Below are 19,132 nucleotides of genomic sequence, written 5' to 3'. Positions count from 1 at the left end.
GGAGGTGCGAACCCCAACTGCCGGATGACTGACCGTTGTTGAGATGCGCAGAGCGCGAAGCCGACTGGCGAAGGCCCCGCCTGTTCAGCCTTGGGATTCCTCGATGCCGCTGGCGAGTATGAGTTCCTGCATCAGCGACCGGCCCTTCGCCGGGTCGTCCTCCCAGGGCGTCCAGCCGTGCCCGACAGGGCATACGAGCCGTACCGGATCCGTCCACGCGCCGAACGCCATCCAGTCCCGATCCGCATCACACTGCGGGCACCGGAGGGGGCCGAGGTGAACCATGATCGGCTGGGTCACCCTGATCGTCCAGAAGACGCCCTCGGACACGTCGCCGTCGCTCATCTCGCCCTCCAGGCCCCTCATGCGCTGCCAGTCACGCTAGCCCAGGTGACTGGCAACCGGAGAGGCAGCCCGGTGACGGTTCGGATCCCTCTCTTCGCCTGTGACTGGCTGCCCAGCCGGCACGTTCATGATCCGCGGTCCGGCCCCGAGGTGCTGCCGGATGACTGGCCGCCGCGATCCACTTCTCAGGCACCTGCTCGCGCCACAAGGGCGTCCGGTACTGGTTCAAGTAGCCGTACCTGGAGTGGGAAGGGTTGATACGCCGGTGCGCGCCTGTTTTCTTCAGGCGGGCACCGGTGCGTTCGGTCGGCGCCGTGCCTGAGCGGTGAGGGTGTCTCGGTGGGTGAGACGAGGGATCGGGTCTTTTTTTGTGTATGGGGGCTCGGCAGCGGGGCGCAGGCACCGTCGGAGGAGGGCCGGGCATCCGCCTCGGCCCGCCTCCGATGTCGGTCGGTCAGTCCCTGCCGTCCCGCGGGGCGAAGTGCAGCAGCCGGTCGGCCTCCCGTTGGGTCTCCTGCGCGGCACGACGGCTCTCGGCGACCACGTCGCCGTGTTTCGAGACCAGGCTCTCGTAGATCGGTGAACCGCTCGCCGGGGCAGGCGCGGAGGCGGGGAGGGGGACGGGGGCGGGCATGTGGTGACTCCTGAAGGTTGTTCGGGCAGGCGGTGGCAGCCGGGCACAGGCGCGCCGCCGGCGCCCGACTACCCAACCACGCCGGGACCATGAGCTGCTGGGTATGTGATCAGTTCCACGTCCGAATGGCGAGATACCGGTCCTGACGGGCCGTCAAGACTCCCTGGCCACCGGCCCGTCGGTCACCGGCTCCGCATTGCGCCGGGTCTTCGCCCACCCGTTGCGCCCCCGGAGCATCCGTACGAAACCGCGGGCCGACACCACGAACAGGTGGTAGGCGTACAGCCACAGCGCGAGGCCCCACAGCACCGCCGTCAGCCGGGACGCCTCCGGCGCGTGGTCGCGGCGGTACAGCGGCCCCCACAGGACGAACGGGCCGACGGCCAGCGCCGCCAGGATCGGTGCCAGCGGCCACAGGAACAGCTCGCCGAGACCCCCGAGCACCAGCAGCGCCACGGTCAGTCCCAGTGTCACCAGGTGGGCCACCGGCTGGCAGAAGGTGTACAAGGTCTCCAGTACGCCCCGGCCGCCGTAGTGGCGGGAGGAGACGATGCGCGGGGCGTAGCGGACGCACTGGAGGTTGCCCTGTGCCCAGCGGGTGCGCTGGGTCAGCAGTCGGCGCAGGTGCGGCAGGCCCTCCTGGGAGACCCAGGCGTCGGGGAGGTGGGTGATCCGGAAGCCGGCCAGGATCATGTGCAGGCCCAGCTCGTAGTCCTCCAGCAGTGCGCCGCGCTTCCACGGGCGGCGCTCGGTGGCGGCGATCCGGTCGAGCGCGGACAGCCGGGTGAACTGGCCGTTGCCGCCCAGTCCCACCGAGCCGGTGCGCATCCGCAGCAGCTGCATCCCCGCGTTGGACACCGCGAACTCCATGTCCTGGACGCGAACCAGCAGCCGGGCCAGGGAGTTGAGGAACCGACCGCGCTCGGGCAGCGGGCGCTCGTCGTCGACGTTGCGGATCCGCACGCCCACCTGTACGCCGCCGACCTCGGGGTCGCCGAAGCCGGTCGGTCCCGCCGCGGCGGCCAGCGCGCCGCGGTCCAGCCGTCCGTCGGCGTCGACCACGCACACCACGACCCGGGAGCGGTCGGTGTCCTCCGGCAGGAACTCGCCGAGTTGGTCGTAGGCGGCGTTCAGCGCGTCGCCCTTGCCGGTCCGCGCGTCCGGGCGGACCCGGCGGACGAGGTGGACCCGGCGGTCCTCCTCGGCGAGCCCGGCGACGATGCGGCCGGTCCGGTCGTCGCTGTCGTCGTCGATCACCCAGACGTGGGCGGCGGGGAAGTCGCCGCGCAGCTGGGTGACGGTGGCGCCGACCACCGCCTCCTCGTCCCGGCAGGGGACGAAGAAGTGCCAGTCCAGCGTGGCCGGGTCGCCGGGTTGGGTAGTCGGGCGGGTGCGGTAGGCGTGGCGGGCCCCGGCCCAGTAGAGCAGGAAGCAGGCCAGCAGGGCGAAGGGGAAGAGGAAGATCAGCAGGCTGTCGAACACGGGGTCCTCCGGTGGGGCGGCGCGGTCGGGTCGGGGCGGTCAGGCGGCCGCGGAGTACGGCGCGGTGTGCGCGGTCACCAGGCCGGCCAGCAGGTCCGCGATCCGCTGCGAGGCCCGGCCGTCGCCGAACGGGCTGGGCAGCGCAGCCAGTCGGGCGCGGCCGGCCGCCCCCAGGGCCAGCCGCTCCCGTGCGGCCCGGCCGAGCTCCGGGCCCGGGGCGACCAGGGTGGCGAAGTCGGCCATCGCCTCCGGGCGTTCGGTGGAGTTGCGCACCACGACCAGCGGCCGGCCCAGGACCGTCACCTCCTCCTGGACGCCCCCGGAGTCCGAGACCAGCAGCGCCGCGTGCCGGGCCAGCGCCAGGAAGTCCCGGTAGCCCAGTGGGCGGGTCACCCGCAGCGGGGCGAGCAGCGCGGACAGCCCGGCGGCCTCGGCGCTGGCCCGGGTGCGCGGGTGGAGCGGCAGCACGACCGGCACCTCGGCGGCCAGTGCGGCCAGTTCGCCGAGGACGGCCCGCAGCGCGGCCGGGTCGTCGGTGTTCTCGGGCCGGTGGACGGTGGCCAGTAGATAGCCGTCCGGGGTCAGGCCGAGGCGTGCCAGGTGCGCCAACCGGTCCTGTTCGGCGGGGAGTTGGCGGTGCACCGCCTCGATCACGGTGTTGCCGGTGACGTCGATGCGGTCCGCCGGGACGCCCTCGGCGAGCAGGTTGGCGCGGTTCTCGGGCGTCGCCGCGCACAGCACGTCGGCGAGCCGGTCGATCAGTACCCGGTTGTGCTCCTCGGGCATGGTGCGGTCGTGGCTGCGCAGTCCGGCCTCGACGTGGAGGAGCGGGAGGGCGCGGGCGTTGGCGGCGAGCGCCCCGGCGAGGGCGGCGTTGGTGTCGCCCTGGACGACCACGGCCCGGGCGGGACCGTTTCGCAGCACCGCGTCGAGCTGGGCCAGCGCGGCCGAGATCTGCACCGCGCGGGGCTGTCCGCCGACCCCGGTCAGATAGGTCGGCTCGGGGATGCCGAACTCGGCCAGGAAGCGGCCGGAGAGTTCCTCGTCGTAGTGCTGCCCGGTGTGCACGACATGGGCGGCGGGCCCCAGCAGCCGGATCAGCTCGGTGAGCTTGACGAGCTCCGGGCGGGTGCCCAGGACGACGGTGACGCTGCGCGGCGGCAGGGCGGACATGGTGACTCCAGGGAGGGGCCGGCGGGGACGTCCACCAAGGTCGCCGCCGTCCGTTGCCGCGAGGGATGACGTTCGGTTGCCCGAGGGTTGCTATCCCGCTCCGGCCCCGAAGTGGGGACCTGCGTCCACCGGGCGCGGGACCTTGGTCCCGGCCCGGACGGGACCTGCGTCACCCCGCGCCATGGTCGACGGGCCCGGCCCCGGCCCCGGTCGTGGTGCTGCCGTCTGCCGTCTGCCGTCCGCCGTCCGGTGCCGGCACGCCCCTCCGGGCGAACGCCGCGCGTGCGACGACGGGGCCGGGCAACCAGGCCCCATCACGACCGCGACCGCGCTCAGCCGCCCCCGCCGCCCCGATAGCGGTAGCCCATCCCGCGGACCGCCTCGATCGGGTCGCTCTCCGGGCTGCCCGCCGCCTGCTGGAGCTTGCGCCGCACCCGCAGTACGGCGAACTTCACCCGGTCCCGGCCGATGCCCTGCGGATCGTCCCAGACCTGGTCGAGCAACTGGTCGGTGGTGACCACCCGGCCGCGATTGCGGACCAGCATCTGGAGCAGGCGGTACTCGATGTCGCTGAGCCGGACCTCCGCGCCCCGCCAGACCGCCGAGCGCCGCTCGGGCACCAGCCGCAGCGCCTCGTCCTGCGCGGTCCCGGCCCAGCGCGCGGGCGCGGCGCGCCGCAGCAGCGCCTCGATACGGGCCAGCAACTCGTCGTTGCCGAACGGTTTGGGCAGGTAGTCGTCGGCCCCGGCCCGCAGGCCCCGCACCCGGTCGCTCTCGGCCCCGCGGGCGGTCAGCAGCAGGACCGGCAGATCGGTCAGGTCGCGGGTGCGCTCCAGTACCTGCCAGCCGTCCAGCCCGGGCAGGCCGATGTCGAGCACCATGAGGTCGGGGTCGTCGGCGAAGAGCCGGCGCAGCCCCGTGCGGCCGTCGTCGGCGGCCAGCACCTCGTACCCGGCGCGGGTGAGCAGGGTGCGCAGTGCGGTCGCCACGTCGGGGTCGTCCTCGACGACGAGGATGCGGGTCACCGCGGGGCTGTCCCGTTCGCGGCGTCCTGCGGCCCGGGCCCGCCGGTCGGCACGCGGAGGGTGAAGACCGCTCCCCGGCCCGGGGCGCCGGAGATCGTCAGCTCGCCGCCGTGCCGGCGCACGATGTCCCGGCTGAAGGCCAGGCCGAGGCCGGTGCCCGGGTAGCCGCCGTGTTCGGCGTTGGGGGCCCGGACGAAGCCGGAGAAGATCTCCTCCCGGTACTGCTCCGGTACGCCGATACCGGTGTCCGCGACCTCGATGCGCCAGGTGTCGCCGTCCGCCGCGGCATCGATCTCGACCAGGCCGCCGGGCGGGGTGAACTTGGCCGCGTTCTCCAGGAGGTTGTCCAGTACCTGCGCCAGCCGGTGCGCGTCGCCGTGCAGCGGGGGGCCGGGCCGGCAGCGCAGCACGGTGAACACCCCGGCCGCCGTCAGCGTCGGCATCCGGTCCAGTACGGCGTGCTCGACCATCGCGGGGACGTCCACCGTGCCGAACTCCAGGCGGTGCCGGGGGTCGCGCACCGCCGCGGCCTCCAGCAGTGCGGTGATCACCGATGCCATCCGCTCGGCGTTGCGGCGGATGGCGGCGAGGAACTCCCGCTGTTCGGGGCCGAGCGGCCCGGAGGCCGGGTCGGCGAGCAGGTCGCAGAAGCTGAGGACGGAGGTCAGCGGGGTGCGCAGGTTGTGCGAGGCGGTGGCGAGGAACTCGTTGCGCCGGCGGGCGAGTTCGGCGAGTGCGGCGTTGTCGCGGTGCAGCGCGTGCTCGCGGCGCTTGGCCTCGGTGACGTCCTCGGCGGTCCACAGCGTGCCGAAGGGCTGCCCGTCCGCGTCGTACAGGGGCGCCGTCTCGCGCCGGATGATCCGGCCGTCGGCGAGCGGGAACTCGGCGGCGCGGTGCACCCGGCGGGCGGCCAGTGCGGTGCTGCGGGCACCGATCGGGTCCGGGCGCACCGCGAACCGGCCGGCCACCTCCTCGACGACGGGTCCCAGGGGCGCGCCGGGGGAGTGGTCCACCCCGGCGAGGCCGAACAGTTCGATGAAGCGGCGGTTGACGGCGACCACGTGCGCGTCGCCGCTCTGCACGATCGCCGCCCTGGGCAGTGCTTCCAGGACGGCCTGAAGCCGGTCGCGCGTGCGGTCCACCCGCTCACGGTACGTGCGGAACGGGGCGCGCTCGCGGATCTCGCGGAGCCGGCCGCGGTCCGCGCCGCGGCCGTTCGCCGGGCGCCGGGGGCCGTCGGGGCTGCCGGCGCCGGCGGCCGGGGCCCGCCCCTTCCTCTCGACCTCCGCTGCGGCCGCCGGACCGTGAACGCCTCTTGACGGGTCGCACGGCGCCCTCTACGTTCCTTCCGTCAAGCAAAACTTAAATTCCACAATGTGAAACTGAATGCCGACTTCTTCGGTCGGACATGCCCCGCGACCGCTCGACGCAGGAGTACGCGATGCCTCGAATGACAGCCGCCCGTGCCGCGGTGGAGATCCTCAAGCGCGAGGGCGTGACCAACGCCTTCGGAGTGCCGGGCGCGGCGATCAACCCCTTCTACGCGGCGCTCCAGGCCGCGGGCGGGATCGACCACACGCTGGCCCGCCACGTCGAGGGCGCCTCACACATGGCCGAGGGCTACACCCGCACCCACCCGGGCAACATCGGCGTCTGCGTCGGCACCTCGGGCCCGGCCGGCACCGACATGATCACCGGCCTGTACTCCGCGACCGGCGACTCCGTCCCGATCCTGTGCATCACCGGCCAGGCCCCCACCGCGGTGATCCAGAAAGAGGACTTCCAGGCCGTCGACATCGCCGCGATCGCCAAGCCGGTCACCAAGGCCGCCACCACCGTCATGGAGGCCGCCCAGGTCCCCGGGGTCTTCCAGCAGGCGTTCCACCTGATGCGCTCCGGCCGCCCCGGCCCGGTCCTGATCGACCTCCCGCTCGACGTCCAGCTCACCGAGATCGACTTCGACCCCGAGACCTATGAGCCGCTGCCCGCCTTCAAGCCGGCCGCCACCCGCGCCCAGATCGAGAAGGCGGTCGCGCTGCTCAACGCGTCCGAGCGCCCGCTGATCGTGGCCGGCGGGGGCATCGTCAACGCCGACGCCGCCGATCTGCTGGTCGAGTTCGCCGAGCTGACCGGCACCCCGGTCGTCCCGACCCTGATGGGCTGGGGCACCGTCCCCGACGACCACGAGCTGAACGCCGGCATGGTGGGCCTGCAGACCTCGCACCGCTACGGCAACGCCACCTTCCTGGAGTCCGACTTCGTCCTCGGCATCGGCAACCGCTGGGCCAACCGCCACACCGGCAAGCTGGACCTCTACACCAAGGGCCGGACGTTCGTGCACGTCGACATCGAGCCGACCCAGATCGGCAAGATCTTCGCTCCGGACTACGGCATCGCCTCGGACGCCAGGGCCGCGCTGGAGCTGTTCGTCGAGGTCGCCAAGGAGCTCAAGGCCGCCGGTGCGCTCCCCGACCGCAACGACTGGGCCGCCGCCGCCCAGGAGCGCAGGGCCCGACTCCAGCGCCGCACGCACTTCGACGACATCCCGATGAAGCCGCAGCGCGTCTACGAGGAGATGAACAAGGCGTTCGGCCCGCAGACCCGCTACGTCACCACCATCGGCCTCTCCCAGATCGCCGGCGCGCAGATGCTGCACGTCTACCGGCCCCGCCACTGGATCAACTGCGGCCAGGCCGGCCCGCTCGGCTGGACCATCCCGGCCGCACTGGGCGTCGCCAAGGCCGACCCGGACACCCCGGTCGTCGCGCTCTCCGGCGACTACGACTTCCAGTTCATGCTCGAGGAACTGGCGGTCGGCGCCCAGCACAAGATCCCCTACGTCCATGTCCTGGTGAACAACGCCTACCTGGGCCTGATCCGCCAGGCACAGCGCAACTTCGCCATCAACTTCCAGGTCAACCTGGAGTTTGAGAACATCAACGCGCCGGAGCTGGGCGTTTACGGCGTGGACCACGTCAAGGTCGTCGAGGGGCTGGGCTGCAAGGCGATCCGGGTCACCGATCCCAGCCGGCTGGGTGCCGCCTTCGAGAAGGCCGGGAAGCTGGCCGCCGAGCACCGCGTCCCGGTCGTCGTCGAGGCGATCCTGGAGCGGGTCACCGACATCTCCATGGCGGCAGCGGAGATCGACAAGGTCAACGAGTGGGAGGAGCTGGCGACCGAGCCCGGCCACGCCCCCACCGCGATCAAGCCGCTCAAGGTCTGAGGAACGGGAGCGGATCGCCGGTCGTGGTCGGGACGCGGCGCCCGGACCACGACCGGGAGTCCGGCGGCCGGCGCCGCGGCCACCGCGCATGCGGCCGCGGCGCCGGTGCGGTGGCCGGCCTACGCCCCGTACGCGTCCAGCGGGTTGGCGGCGATCCGCTCGGCGATGCCGGCGCGTACGCACGCCGCCGCGGCGCTGTCCGGTTTGCGCGCCGCCTGGTCCTGGAAGCCGGCCAGGAACTCCGCGCCCAGGCCCCGTCGCGGATAGCGGTCCAGCACCTCGGCGTGGAGCGTGTGCGGAAGCACCTCCGCGCGATGGCCGGAGATGTCCAACGAGGTGCCGAAGACCAGCAGATGGGACTCCGGGTCCCGGTCCACCGACACCTCGTCCCACATGTGCCGCACGATGATCTCGGAAGCCCGCGTGCGCCGTTCCGGCGGCCAGCCGGCGCCCGCCGCGAACACCCACGCCACATGGCCGCCCGCGTCCTCGAACGGCACGGTGTGGTTGTCGAACTCCTCGACCAGGCCGAGGTCGTGGAGCATCGCGGCCACATAGAGCAGTTCCGCGTCATGGGCGATGTCGCGCGCGGAGGCGTAGGCGGCCGCCCAGAGGTACGCGCGGACCGAGTGGTTGAGCAGCGCCGGGGAGCAGTAGGCGCGCGCCACCTCCAGTGCGGCGCGGGCGGCCGGGGTCCGGGGTATCGCAAGATCGTCCATCGTCATGGCGGTGATTGTGGCGCACCGTCGGCCCCGTCCGGTCCGGCCCAGCCGTCCGGGTGAGTTCCGGCCGCCGACGTGCGAGCGCGCGGAGCCCGGCGCACGCTGGAGGCATGTCCGAGCACCCGCCTGTCATCGTGCACCCGCCGACGCCGTCCGGTGGCCGCCGGGTGACGGTGCACGGGCAGATCGTCGGCCTGGCGCACGGCCGCGGTGACGTGGCCGAGTTCCTCCGCCGCGCGGGCGTCGCCGACCCCGCCGAGGACATCGCGCTGGACAACCCCCGCCTCGTCGAGTGGCGCGGCGGCTCGCTGGACGAGTGGCCGATGCCGCCGGCGTGACCCGGCCCGGCCCGGCCCCTCCGGACCTCGGCCCTTCCGGACCCCGGCCTCTCCGGACCCCGGCCTCTCCGGACCCAGGTGCCCCGGTGATCCCGTCCCGGGCGCCCTCCGCGCCGCCCGGGACGCGGCGCCGCACCCTCACCCCGCCCAGGCGAGCCCCCTCGGGCGGCAAGCGCACGGCCGCCGGACCGCCGCCCCGTAGGCGCCGCCGGACACCCCACCAACGTCATGTCCGATTTCCGCCAGAGGGCGGGTGCGGGATGGCGCACAGTAGGGGTGTGATGAGTGAGGACAGCCGGTACGAGGCGGTGCGGAGCCGGGACGCCAGGTTCGACGGGGCGTTCTTCTTCGCGGTGTCGACGACGGGGATCTACTGCCGGCCGAGCTGCCCCGCCACCACCCCCCGGCGGCGCAACGTCACCTTCTTCCCGACCGCCGCGGCCGCCCAGGGCTCCGGCTTCCGCGCCTGCCGCCGGTGCCGCCCCGACGCGGTGCCCGGCTCCGCGGAGTGGAACGCCCGGGCCGACGTCGTGGGGCGGGCGATGCGGCTGATCGGCGACGGGGTGGTCGACCGGGAGGGCGTCGCCGGGCTGGCCTCCCGCCTCGGCTACAGCGCCCGCCAGGTGCAGCGGCAGCTGACCGCCGAACTCGGCGCCGGGCCCACCGCACTGGCCCGGGCCCAGCGGGCGCACACCGCACGGGTGTTGCTCCAGACCACCGGCCTGCCGGTCGCCGAGATCGCGTTCGCTGCCGGCTTCGCCAGCGTCCGGCAGTTCAACGACACCGTCAAGGAGATCTACGCGCTCACGCCGAGCGCCCTGCGGGCGAACCGCCCCGGGCCCGGTGCCCGCACCGGCCCGGCCGCCCCGTCCGCCACCCCCGGTGTGCTGCCGCTGCGGCTGGCGTTCCGGGGCCCGTACGCCGCCCGGCAGGTCTTCGACCACCTGGAGCGGCGGGCCCTGGCCGGTATCGAGGAGGTCACCGGCGAGCCCGGCCGGCGGACGTACCGGCGCACCCTCCGGCTGCCCGACGGCGCCGGCATAGCCGAGGTCGACGAGGCCGTCGGCGACGGCTGGTTGGACTGCCGGCTGCATCTCGCCGAACTGCGCGACCTCACCACCGCCGCCCAGCGCCTCCGCCGCCTGTTCGACCTCGACGCCGACCCGTACGCGGTCGGCGAACGCCTCGGCGCGGACCCCGTACTGGCCCCGCTGGTCGCCGCCCGCCCGGGACTGCGCTCCCCGGGGACCGTGGACCCGGACGAACTCGCGATGCGCGCCGTCCTCGGCGGCCGGGCCGGCACCGCCGCCGTCCGCGACCTGGGCGCACGGCTGGTCGCCGCGTACGGGGAGCCGCTTGACCGGCCCGCCGGCACCCTCACCCATCTCTTCCCGCGGGCCGCGGAACTGGCGCGGGCGCCGCTCACCGGGCTCGGTCTGTCCCCGTCGCAGACGGCCGCGTTGCGCGCCCTCGCCACGGCGCTGGCCACCGGGGAGGTCGCCCTGGACGCCGGGACCGACCGCGACCGGGCCGAACGCGCGCTGCGCGGGCTCCCCGGCATCGGCCCCTGGACCGCCGGCTACGTCCGGATGCGGGCGTTGGGCGACCCCGACGTCCTCCTCGGCGAACCGGCCCCGGACAGCGACCCGGCAGTCTGGAGCCCCTGGCGCTCGTACGCCACCCACTACCTCTGGGCGGCCGGGGACCTTGAGCCCGCCGGCCCGCAGCAGCACCGGAAGAACCCGACAGAAGGGCACGACCCCGCATGACCCTGTACGCCACCCTCGACAGCCCGCTGGGCGAACTCCTGCTGGTCGGCGAGCGATCGGCCACCGCTCCCGGCGGCACCGCGCTGGTCTCGCTCTCGGTGCCCGGCCAGAAGCGCGGGGCGGCCGTGCGGGACGACTGGACGCACGACCCGGCCGCCTTCGACCACATCGCCCGGCAGCTGCGCGCCTACTTCGACGGCGCACCGGCCCCGTTCGCCTTCGAGTGCGTCCCCCGCGGCACGGACTTCCAGCAGCGCGTCTGGTCGGCCCTGGAGGCCATCCCGTACGGCACGACCACCACCTACGGGGCGATCGCCACCACCATCGGGGCCTCGCGGGCGGCCGTCCGCGCCATCGGGACGGCCATCGGCGCCAATCCGCTGCTGGTGGTCCGGCCCTGCCACCGCGTCATCGGCGCCGACGGTTCGCTCACCGGCTACGCGGGCGGCCTGGCGCGCAAGGAGCTGCTGCTGCGGCTCGAAGGGGCGGTGCCGGACGCCGTCTGAGAAGGCGGCCGCGGCGGCGCGCGCCGGTCACCCGGCCCGCCGCAACCGCCCGCCCACGGGCCGCGGTGCCCGACCCGCCGGATCCGGCGCGCCCTCAGCGGGACGGGTCCAGCGCCGTCAGCGTCGAGGTGAAGACCGGTTCACCGTCCTGCGCGCCGATGACCTCGACCGTCGTGGTGCCGGGGAGCGCCGGCGCGATCCGGCGCGCCTCGATCACACAGGGGGTGCCGTGTTCCGCGTAACGGCGGAACTCCGTGCCGAAGGCGAACGGGACGAAGCGGTCGGGCGCGAGCAGCGCGCGGCCGGCCTGCAATGCCGCGTCGAGCAAGGCGAGCCCGGGCACATGGTCGTTGGCGGGGTTGACGACCGTGGGGTGGCCCGGCGCGATCCGCAGCAGCCACCGGTCCGGCCGTCCGGTGGGGGAGAGCAGCACCTCGCGGTCGGTGGCGCTGCCGGTCAGCTCGGGTGGGACCGGCGGGTTGAGGGGGCCCTGGGGGGACCGGGCGGTGAGCCGCTCGCCGCGGATCCGGCGGTAGACACCGGGGGAGGTCACACTTACGTGGGAGTACCCGGTGGCGATGAGGCGACCACCCGTGCGGATGGTCATGTCGAACCGGCTGCCGGCCAGCGCACCGGCCCGCATGCGGGTGTCGCTGCACCTGACGTCGATGATCAGCGGGGTCGGTCCGCTCCCGGAGACGGTGTGTTCGGGGTGCGTCGTGTAGACGAGGTCGCTGAGGATGAAGTGATGACCGACGGGGACGCCGAGTTCGCTGTGCGAGAGCAGCAGCCCGGCCTGCCGGATGGTTTCGCCGGCGAGGACGAGGTGGTGCCGACCGTGGCTCGGGGCGAAGTACCGGTGGTCATGGGGCCATTGGCCGGTCAGGGAGAAGTGGCCCTCGCCCAGGCGCTGCCAGGACGTGATCAGCACGTCCTCCGGGCGGGGTCGGTGCACGAGTTCGCCGGGGACCGCGGCGTCCTCGGCGCCGTGCGAGCGGGCCGTGGCGGGGTGGTTCCGGACCGACTGCGTCCGACGCTGGGGCGTGGGCCGAAGTGTGCTGCTGACCTGCAACGTGTCGCTCATGACAGCCCCTAGGCATCCATACGGAGAAGTTCCGGACACGGTTTAAGATACGTACCATCCGGTTTTCTTTTCAATGCCGGTGCGGGGTGCGGAGGTACGGGGGAACCGCTGATCTGGAGGAGACTTGAGTGGCAGCGAATTGCTGAGAGACTCAAGGCCTTGAGGGACGGGAGGCGTTCTGTGGCACGTCAGGACCGCGCGATCAGGACCCGGCGAATGATCTTGGAAGCCGCCGCGTCGGTCTTCGACGAGTGCGGCTTCGATCGCGCGACCATCGCGGAGATCCTCTCGCGCGCGGGCGTGACGAAGGGCGCCCTGTACTTCCACTTCCCCTCCAAGGAAGAACTCGCGCTCGCTGTACTGCACGAGCAGGTCATGGACATCGCCGTGCGGCCGCAGCAGATCAAGCTCCAGGAGTTCGTCGACGCGGGCCAGATCCTCGCGTACCGGCTCCGCCATGACGCGCTCCAGCGCGGCGCCGCCCGCCTGGCCATCGAGCAGGGCTCCAACCGCCTCGACCGCCGGCAGTCGATGTCGGCCTGGACCACGTTCGTCGAGGGCCTGCTCAAGGAGGCCAAGGCACGGGGCGAGATGCTGGAGAGCGTCAACGTGCGGGACACCGCCGAGCTCTTCGTCGGGGCCTTCGCCGGACTCCAGATGATGTCGAAGGCGCTCACCGACCAGAACGACCTCTGCCACCGGCTGGCTGTCTTCTTCGAACACAGCCTGCCCACCATCGCCGCGCCCGCCGTTCTCGCCAAGCTCCGGCTCGACCCGGAGCGCGGCGAGCAGCTCGACGCGGAACACCGGCGCCTGAGGGAAGCGGAGGGCGCGGCGCGCGCCGACGACGCCGGCGGTGCGCGGTCCGCCGCCGCGCGAGTGGCGCTGTTGGACGCGGCGCCGTAGCCGAGTCACCGGGTTCCGCGTCACGCGCGGGCCCGCTTCGCGAAAGCCGCCACGCGAAGGCTTGCCGTGCGGGAGTCCGCCACGTGAAGGCCCGCCGCGCTTAAGGGACTCGGCCCCGGAGGGGAAGGTCCCCCGCTGTACCGGTAAGCCGGTTCCGTCCCCGGCGCGCGTCGGGGTTCATGCTTCGCCTTTGACCTCCCCTTGAAACCTCGTCGAACCTTCGGCCGACGCATTGTCAGTGGCGTGCGGTTCACTGGAACCGGTGTCCGAAACGAGAGGGGGAGGGCCGGTGCACGGCGTGGCGTACGGACCCGGAGGCGGACCGCGGAGCGGACGGGGGAAAGGGCGGGACGGAGCGTTCGGAAGGGCCCCTGGGAGAGGGGTGCCGACTGGGTGGACGGGGTTGGCCTGCGCAAGGACGAGGCCGACCGACCGTGCGGCGTACGGCAGTTGGCGCGGACCGGTGCGCGTGGCCGCCCGGCGCGCGGGTCGTGAGCAAGATCACTACTCGGTGCCCGAGGCCGGGGCGCATGTCTCGGAATAGCCCCCCGGGGTGATGCGTTCATCACGCACGTATCAGGGGGCGTCCCCTGCCGATGCACCACGCACCATGCACTGCGCGCCGTCGCGCACGGCGCACTCTCTCCGCTCGCTCCTGCCGCCTTGGAGGCCGCCCGCATGACCCAGACGACGACGGACCAGCCCCCCGCGAGGTCGGCGGACTCCGCCGGCGCACCACCGTCGCCCCCGCGCTCCGGGGGCGAGCGCCACCGGCACCGCAGGAAGCACGCCGGGATCGTCCCCGTTCTCGCCTTCGCCGGCATCGTCGTCGCGGTGATGCAGACGCTGCTGGTGCCGGTCATCAAGGACCTGCCGACGCTGCTCGGCACGGCGCCCAGCAATGCCACCTGGGTCATGACGGCCACCCTCCTCGCCGGCGCCGTCGCCACGCCCATCATGGGCCGCCTCGGCGACCTCTACGGCAAGCGGCGGATGCTGCTGGCCAGCCTCGCCGTCATGGTCGTCGGCTCGCTGATCTGCGGATTCACCAGCCAGCTGGTCATCATGATCGTCGGCCGGGCGCTCCAGGGCTTCGCGATGGGCGCGATACCCCTCGGCATCGGCCTGATGCGCGACGAACTGCCCCGGGAGCGGCTGGGTTCGGCGATGGCGCTGATGAGTTCCTCGATCGGCGTCGGCGGCGGACTGGCCCTGCCCGTGGCGGCCCTGGTGGCCCAACACGCCGACTGGCACACGCTGTTCTTCACCGCCGCCGGGCTCGGCGTGCTGTCGATACTGCTCACCCTGCTCGTCGTCCCGGAGACCCCGGTCCGGGCGCCCGGCCGTTTCGACGTCGCCGGAGCCCTCGGCCTGTCCGCCGGCCTCGTCGCCCTGCTGCTGCCGATCACCAAGGGCAGTGACTGGGGCTGGGGTTCGCCCCGCACGCTCGGCCTGTTCGGAGCCGCCGTGCTGATCCTGGCGCTCTGGGGCGTGATGGAGCTGCGGATCGCCGATCCGCTGGTGGACCTGCGCACCAGCGCCCGTCGCGAGGTGCTGCTCACCAACCTCACCTCCATCACGGTCGGCGTGGCGTTCTACGCCATCTCGCTGGTGCTGCCGCAGCTGCTCCAACTGCCCACGTCGACCGGCTACGGCCTCGGCCGGTCGATGGTGGTGGCCGGACTGTGCGTGGCGCCGCTGGGGCTGACGATGATGCTGGTGGCGCCGGTGTACGCACGGATCGCCGCCCGACGCGGCCCGAAGGTCTCGCTGCTGCTCGGCATGCTCGTCATAGGGATCGGGTACGGCGCCGGGATCGGCCTGATGCAGGCCCCCTGGCAGACCGTCATCATCTCGGTGGTGGTCGGCGCCGGCATCGGCCTGGCGTACTCCTCGCTGCCGGCGCTGATCATCGGGGCCGTCGACCCGTCCGAGACCGGCGCGGCCAACGGCCTGAACACCCTGATGCGTTCCATCGGCACGTCCGTGTCCAGCGCCGTGATCGGCATGGTGCTGGCGCATATGTCCCAGCCGCTGGGGCAGGTCGCGGTGCCCACGATGGCCGGGTTCCGGCTCTCGTTCCTGATCGCCACCGCCGCGGTCGCCCTCGGCGTGCTGATGGCGGCCTTCCTGCCCTCGCCGCGGAAGCCGGCGGGCCCCGGCGCGACGTTGCGTGCGCAGGGCGGGGACAACGACGGGACGGGAGAGGCCGCTCCCGAGGCGCGGGCCCTCGACACGGCAACGGATCTCGACGCGGCCGCCGGCCTCGACGCCGTTGGCCCCGACCAGCTCCTGGAGGCGGCCGTCGGTTCCGACGGCTCCGCCGGGTTCCGGGGGCGGGTCGTCGACGCCGCCGGTGGGCCGGTGGCGGGCGCCGCGGTCACGCTGATCGACCGGCACGGGCAGCAGTCCGGCGTCACCACGGCCGCGGCCGACGGGAGTTACGCGCTCACCGCCCCGGCCGCGGGCACCTACGTCCTCACCGGAGCCGCCCCGGGCCACACCCCGCAGGCCCTGTCGACCACGTACTACGGCGAGGGCACGGTGGCGGAGGCCGACCTGGTCCTGACGGCGACCGGCAGCCCCCTCCGGGGCACCGTGCTCGGCGGCCCGGACGGGACGGCGCCGGCCGGTGCGAGCGTCGTGGTCACCGACGCCCGCGGTGACGTGGTGACCGGGACGGCGACCGATGCCGAGGGGCGCTGGTCGCTCGCCGGGCTGCCGGAGGGCGACTACACCCTCGTCTTCAGCGCCGTGGGGCACCAACCCCAGGCGCGCGCCGTGCAGTTGGACGGCGCCTGCGGGCCGGCGGCGCAGGGGGTGCAGGAGGTGCGACTGCTCCCGACCACTGCCGTGCGGGGCACGGTCCGCGGGTCGCAGGGGCGGCCGCTGGCGGACGCCGCCGTGACGTTGCTGGCGGACGGGACGGTCGTCGGCCACACGGTCACGGGGGCGGACGGCGCCTATGCCTTCGCCGATCTGAGCGGGCGTCACTACACCTTGGCGGCGGCCGGATATCCGCCGCACGCGGTGCCGATATCCGTCACGGCGGGTGCGGACGAGCGGCTCGACCTCGATCTGTCCCAGCCGTCGGAGTCGTCGCGCCCGTCGGGTGGGGGCCGCTGAGCGTCCCCTTGTTCTCGTTGCCGGCCTACCCGCCATGGCGGTTGCGGCGGCCCCGGGTTCCGCCCGATGGGTGGGCCGGAGGGGCTGCCCCCGGGTACTTCCCCGGCCTTCGGTCGGGAGGTGCCCCACGGCGCGGGCGCATCCGGTCGGTCAAGCCACGTATGCCCCGGCGTTGTCGGCCGTGCCTGCGTCGTTGCCGGCTCTCGCCGGTGGGCCCGACCGCCCCGCACGCCAAGGCGTTGCCGTTCTGCCCGGGTCGCTGAGGCCAGGGCGGCAACGGGTCCCGGCCGGCGTCCACCGGGGGCGGGGGAGCCGGCGCCGACCATCGGCGGCCCCCGGTGCCGCCGCGCGCCTCGGCGGCCGAAAAGCGCGGTTCCCCTGCAACCTCAGCGTCAAGGAACGCGTCTCGTCTACACCCTATGGTGGGATTTCGGTCGAGTGTGGACTCCCGGTCCGTGCCGGTGGTGTAGCGGCACCATCAGCATCGACGCCCGGGGCCCGGTCCTGTGTACTTACCAGGGGCATGGGCCTACGGCGCGGGGCACCTGGGATGGAAGCGCTCTTCCGGGGTTGGTGAGAAGGAATGCTGAAACGGCCGAACCTCGTAGTGCCGCGACCGCATCCGCGCGGATTTCTGCGAGCCTTGGCGGCGCACCGGAGTTCCGGCTGGTCACACCGGCCACCGGGGCAGCGTCATCACCGGGCGCGCGGCCTCGTTAGTGGGGTGTTAGTGCCTCGTTAGCGGACCGCCAGTGCTCGGGAGCACGCTGGAAGAGCAACGGACGGACCGTACGCACCCACTTTTACGAGGGTACCCACCAACCCAGACGAGGGGGACTCATGTCGCTCACCTCCAAGCCCCTCGGCCGCGGCCGCCGTGTCGCTGCCGGATCGCTGATCGCCGCCACCGCGCTGACGCTCTCCGCCTGCCAGAACGGCACGGACAGCTCGTCCCACTCCTCGTCGGCCGCCGCACCTGCCACGTCCACCGCGAGCAGCGCACCCACGTCCGGCAACTCCGCGCAGTCCTCGGGCAACTCGGCGCGTCCGTCCAACGGAGCCAGGCCCTCGGGCGGCTCCAAGGGCGTCCCCAACGCCAGCCAGGCCGACCCCTCCGCCATGACGGAGTCGGACCGCTGCACCGCGGCGAACATGTCGCTGCACCTGGGGCGCACCGACGTCGGCGCCGGCAACATCCGGGTTCCGCTGGTCTTCACCAACAAGGGCAAGCAGGCGTGCTCGCTGCGCGGCTTCCCGGGCGTCTCGCTGATCCAGCGCGACGGTTCGGGGATCGGCGAGCCCGCCAGCCGCGAGGGCGGCGCCGGCGGCGCCGTGCAGCTGCAGCCCGGACAGAGCGCGCACGCCGTGCTGCACACGGTCAACGAGGGTGTCTCGGACATCCCGTGCTGGAAGAACTCGCAGATCGTCTTCGTGTACCCGCCCGGCTCCAAGGAGTCCATGACCACCCACAGCGGTGGGCTGCGGGTGTGCGGTGGCACCTTCACGGTGACCACGGTGGCGGCCGGAGTGCCGTCCTAGTCCCAAGAGCCACCCCCCACGGGCCGCGGGGCCGTTCCGGTGCAGGTGCGTCACCGGAACGGCCCTTGTCGGCTCTCCACGTCTCCCTCGCGGTGTTACGAAGGTTGACGGAAGCCGTGCCGAGCGCTTCCGCCGACCACCTCGCCGAGGAGGCGTACCGCCATGGATGCCGCACCCGCCACCGCGACCGGGTCCTCCCCGCCCGCCCAGAAGGGCGACGAGTCCCCGATCCACATCCTCTGGATCAACGCCGGACTGAGCTGCGACGGCGACTCGGTGGCGCTGACCGCCGCCACCCAGCCGAGCATCGAGGAGATCGCGCTCAGCGTCCTGCCCGGCCTGCCGAAGATCCAGGTCCACTGGCCGCTGATCGACTTCGAATGCGGGCCCACCCAGGGCGCGGACACCTTCATCGAGTGGTTCTTCAAGGGCGAACGCGGCGAGATCGACCCGTTCGTGCTGGTCATCGAGGGGTCCGTGCCGAACGAGGCCATCAAGCCCGAGGGTTACTGGTGCGGCTTCGGTGACAACCCGGAGACCGGGCAGCCCATCACCACCAGCGAGTGGATCGACCGGCTGGCCCCCAAGGCGCTCGCCGTCGTCGCCATCGGCACCTGCGCCACCTACGGCGGCATCCACGCCATGGCCGGCAATCCGACCGGTGCCATGGGCGTGCCCGACTACCTGGGTTGGGACTGGAAGTCCAAGGCCGGCATCCCGATCGTGTGCGTACCGGGCTGCCCGATCAAGCCGGACAACTTCTCCGAGACCCTGGTCTACCTGCTCTACCAGGCGGCCGGCGCCGCCCCGATGATCCCGCTGGACGAGCAGCTGCGGCCCACCTGGCTCTTCGGCGAAACCGTGCACGAGGGCTGCGACCGGGGCAGCTACTACGAGCAGGGCGAGTTCGCCACCACCTACGACTCGCCGAAGTGCCTGGTGAAGATCGGCTGCTGGGGCCCTGTGGTCAAATGCAATGTGCCCAAGCGGGGCTGGATGGACGGCATCGGCGGTTGCCCCAACGTCGGTGGTGTCTGTATCGCCTGCACCATGCCTGGCTTCCCGGACAAGTTCATGCCGTTCATGGACGAGCCGCCCGGCGCCAAGGTCTCCAGTACTGCCAGTTCCGCGTACGGCAACGTCATCCGCCTGCTGCGCGGCATCACGGCCAAGACCGTGGACAGCGAACCCAAGTGGCGGCACCGCGGCGAGAAGCTGACCACCGGCTACCGCCGTCCCTGGTAACCGCCCCTCCCGACG

The 19,132-nt window shown here is 73.1% G+C and carries 16 protein-coding genes; 8 read left to right on the top strand and 8 right to left on the bottom strand.

Annotation, left to right across the window (positions count from 1 at the left end; all coding sequences use genetic code 11):
- Window positions 1-84: 84 nt before the first annotated feature.
- From ACIQE0_RS29770 to ACIQE0_RS29745, 6 genes are all read right to left on the bottom strand, one after another.
- Window positions 85-345 carry a hypothetical protein gene (locus tag ACIQE0_RS29770; protein WP_366337968.1) on the bottom strand — a complete coding sequence of 87 codons (261 nt, stop codon included), beginning with the start codon at window positions 343-345 and terminating at the stop codon, window positions 85-87.
- Between the two features lie 454 nt (window positions 346-799).
- A complete protein-coding gene (locus ACIQE0_RS29765) occupies window positions 800-979 on the bottom strand; it encodes a hypothetical protein (RefSeq protein WP_366337970.1) in 180 nt (59 codons plus the stop codon).
- Window positions 980-1,132: 153 nt separating this feature from the next.
- Window positions 1,133-2,461 (bottom strand): glycosyltransferase family 2 protein, encoded by a 1,329-nt coding sequence (locus ACIQE0_RS29760; protein ID WP_402338057.1) that lies wholly within the window; start codon window positions 2,459-2,461, stop codon window positions 1,133-1,135.
- A 39-nt stretch (window positions 2,462-2,500) separates the two neighbouring features.
- On the bottom strand, window positions 2,501-3,634 hold the full coding sequence (gene wecB / locus ACIQE0_RS29755; RefSeq protein WP_402338054.1) for a non-hydrolyzing UDP-N-acetylglucosamine 2-epimerase: 1,134 nt from the start codon (window positions 3,632-3,634) through the stop codon (window positions 2,501-2,503).
- Window positions 3,635-3,966: 332 nt separating this feature from the next.
- Entirely contained in the window at window positions 3,967-4,659 is a 693-nt protein-coding gene (locus tag ACIQE0_RS29750; protein ID WP_402338051.1) for a response regulator transcription factor, read from the bottom strand.
- Window positions 4,656-5,801, bottom strand: coding sequence for an ATP-binding protein (locus tag ACIQE0_RS29745; protein ID WP_402338048.1), 1,146 nt, complete (start codon window positions 5,799-5,801; stop codon window positions 4,656-4,658). Before ACIQE0_RS29745 ends, ACIQE0_RS29750 begins: the two co-directional genes overlap by 4 nt.
- A 299-nt stretch (window positions 5,802-6,100) precedes the next feature.
- Between ACIQE0_RS29745 and gcl the strand changes: the two genes are divergently transcribed.
- On the top strand, window positions 6,101-7,882 hold the full coding sequence (gene gcl / locus ACIQE0_RS29740) for a glyoxylate carboligase (protein WP_402338045.1): 1,782 nt from the start codon (window positions 6,101-6,103) through the stop codon (window positions 7,880-7,882).
- Window positions 7,883-8,001: 119 nt separating this feature from the next.
- Here the strand turns inward: gcl and ACIQE0_RS29735 are convergent, their stop codons facing one another.
- Complete coding sequence (locus ACIQE0_RS29735) at window positions 8,002-8,607, bottom strand: HD domain-containing protein (protein ID WP_402338041.1); 606 nt, start codon at window positions 8,605-8,607, stop codon at window positions 8,002-8,004.
- Between the two features lie 107 nt (window positions 8,608-8,714).
- Between ACIQE0_RS29735 and ACIQE0_RS29730 the strand changes: the two genes are divergently transcribed.
- From ACIQE0_RS29730 to ACIQE0_RS29720, 3 genes are all read left to right on the top strand, one after another.
- Window positions 8,715-8,942: a hypothetical protein gene (locus ACIQE0_RS29730; protein ID WP_402338038.1), complete on the top strand. Its 228-nt coding sequence runs from the start codon at window positions 8,715-8,717 to the stop codon at window positions 8,940-8,942.
- 281 nt (window positions 8,943-9,223) lie between these two features.
- Window positions 9,224-10,711 carry an AlkA N-terminal domain-containing protein gene (locus tag ACIQE0_RS29725; RefSeq protein WP_402338035.1) on the top strand — a complete coding sequence of 496 codons (1,488 nt, stop codon included), beginning with the start codon at window positions 9,224-9,226 and terminating at the stop codon, window positions 10,709-10,711.
- Complete coding sequence (locus ACIQE0_RS29720; RefSeq protein WP_402338032.1) at window positions 10,708-11,217, top strand: methylated-DNA--[protein]-cysteine S-methyltransferase; 510 nt, start codon at window positions 10,708-10,710, stop codon at window positions 11,215-11,217. Before ACIQE0_RS29725 ends, ACIQE0_RS29720 begins: the two co-directional genes overlap by 4 nt.
- Before the next feature lie 94 nt (window positions 11,218-11,311).
- Here the strand turns inward: ACIQE0_RS29720 and ACIQE0_RS29715 are convergent, their stop codons facing one another.
- Window positions 11,312-12,301 (bottom strand): ScbA/BarX family gamma-butyrolactone biosynthesis protein, encoded by a 990-nt coding sequence (locus tag ACIQE0_RS29715; protein WP_402338029.1) that lies wholly within the window; start codon window positions 12,299-12,301, stop codon window positions 11,312-11,314.
- Window positions 12,302-12,517: 216 nt separating this feature from the next.
- Between ACIQE0_RS29715 and ACIQE0_RS29710 the strand changes: the two genes are divergently transcribed.
- The 4 genes from ACIQE0_RS29710 to ACIQE0_RS29695 all read left to right on the top strand — a co-directional run bounded on the left by ACIQE0_RS29710 (window position 12,518) and on the right by ACIQE0_RS29695 (window position 19,117).
- Window positions 12,518-13,207 (top strand): ScbR family autoregulator-binding transcription factor, encoded by a 690-nt coding sequence (locus ACIQE0_RS29710; protein ID WP_384092885.1) that lies wholly within the window; start codon window positions 12,518-12,520, stop codon window positions 13,205-13,207.
- A gap of 678 nt (window positions 13,208-13,885) precedes the next feature.
- Window positions 13,886-16,333: an MFS transporter gene (locus tag ACIQE0_RS29705; RefSeq protein ID WP_402338025.1), complete on the top strand. Its 2,448-nt coding sequence runs from the start codon at window positions 13,886-13,888 to the stop codon at window positions 16,331-16,333.
- A gap of 840 nt (window positions 16,334-17,173) precedes the next feature.
- Window positions 17,174-17,872 (top strand): DUF4232 domain-containing protein, encoded by a 699-nt coding sequence (locus tag ACIQE0_RS29700; RefSeq protein ID WP_402338022.1) that lies wholly within the window; start codon window positions 17,174-17,176, stop codon window positions 17,870-17,872.
- Between the two features lie 162 nt (window positions 17,873-18,034).
- A complete protein-coding gene (locus ACIQE0_RS29695; protein ID WP_366337998.1) occupies window positions 18,035-19,117 on the top strand; it encodes a hydrogenase expression protein HypE in 1,083 nt (360 codons plus the stop codon).
- Window positions 19,118-19,132: the final 15 nt, after the last annotated feature.

It is taken from the genome of Streptomyces sp. NPDC093097 (assembly GCF_044754325.1).
In the GTDB taxonomy this organism is placed as follows: domain Bacteria; phylum Actinomycetota; class Actinomycetes; order Streptomycetales; family Streptomycetaceae; genus Streptomyces.
The sequence above is the reverse complement of the archived record's forward strand: the minus strand, read 5'-3'. Positions and strand labels throughout refer to the sequence as shown.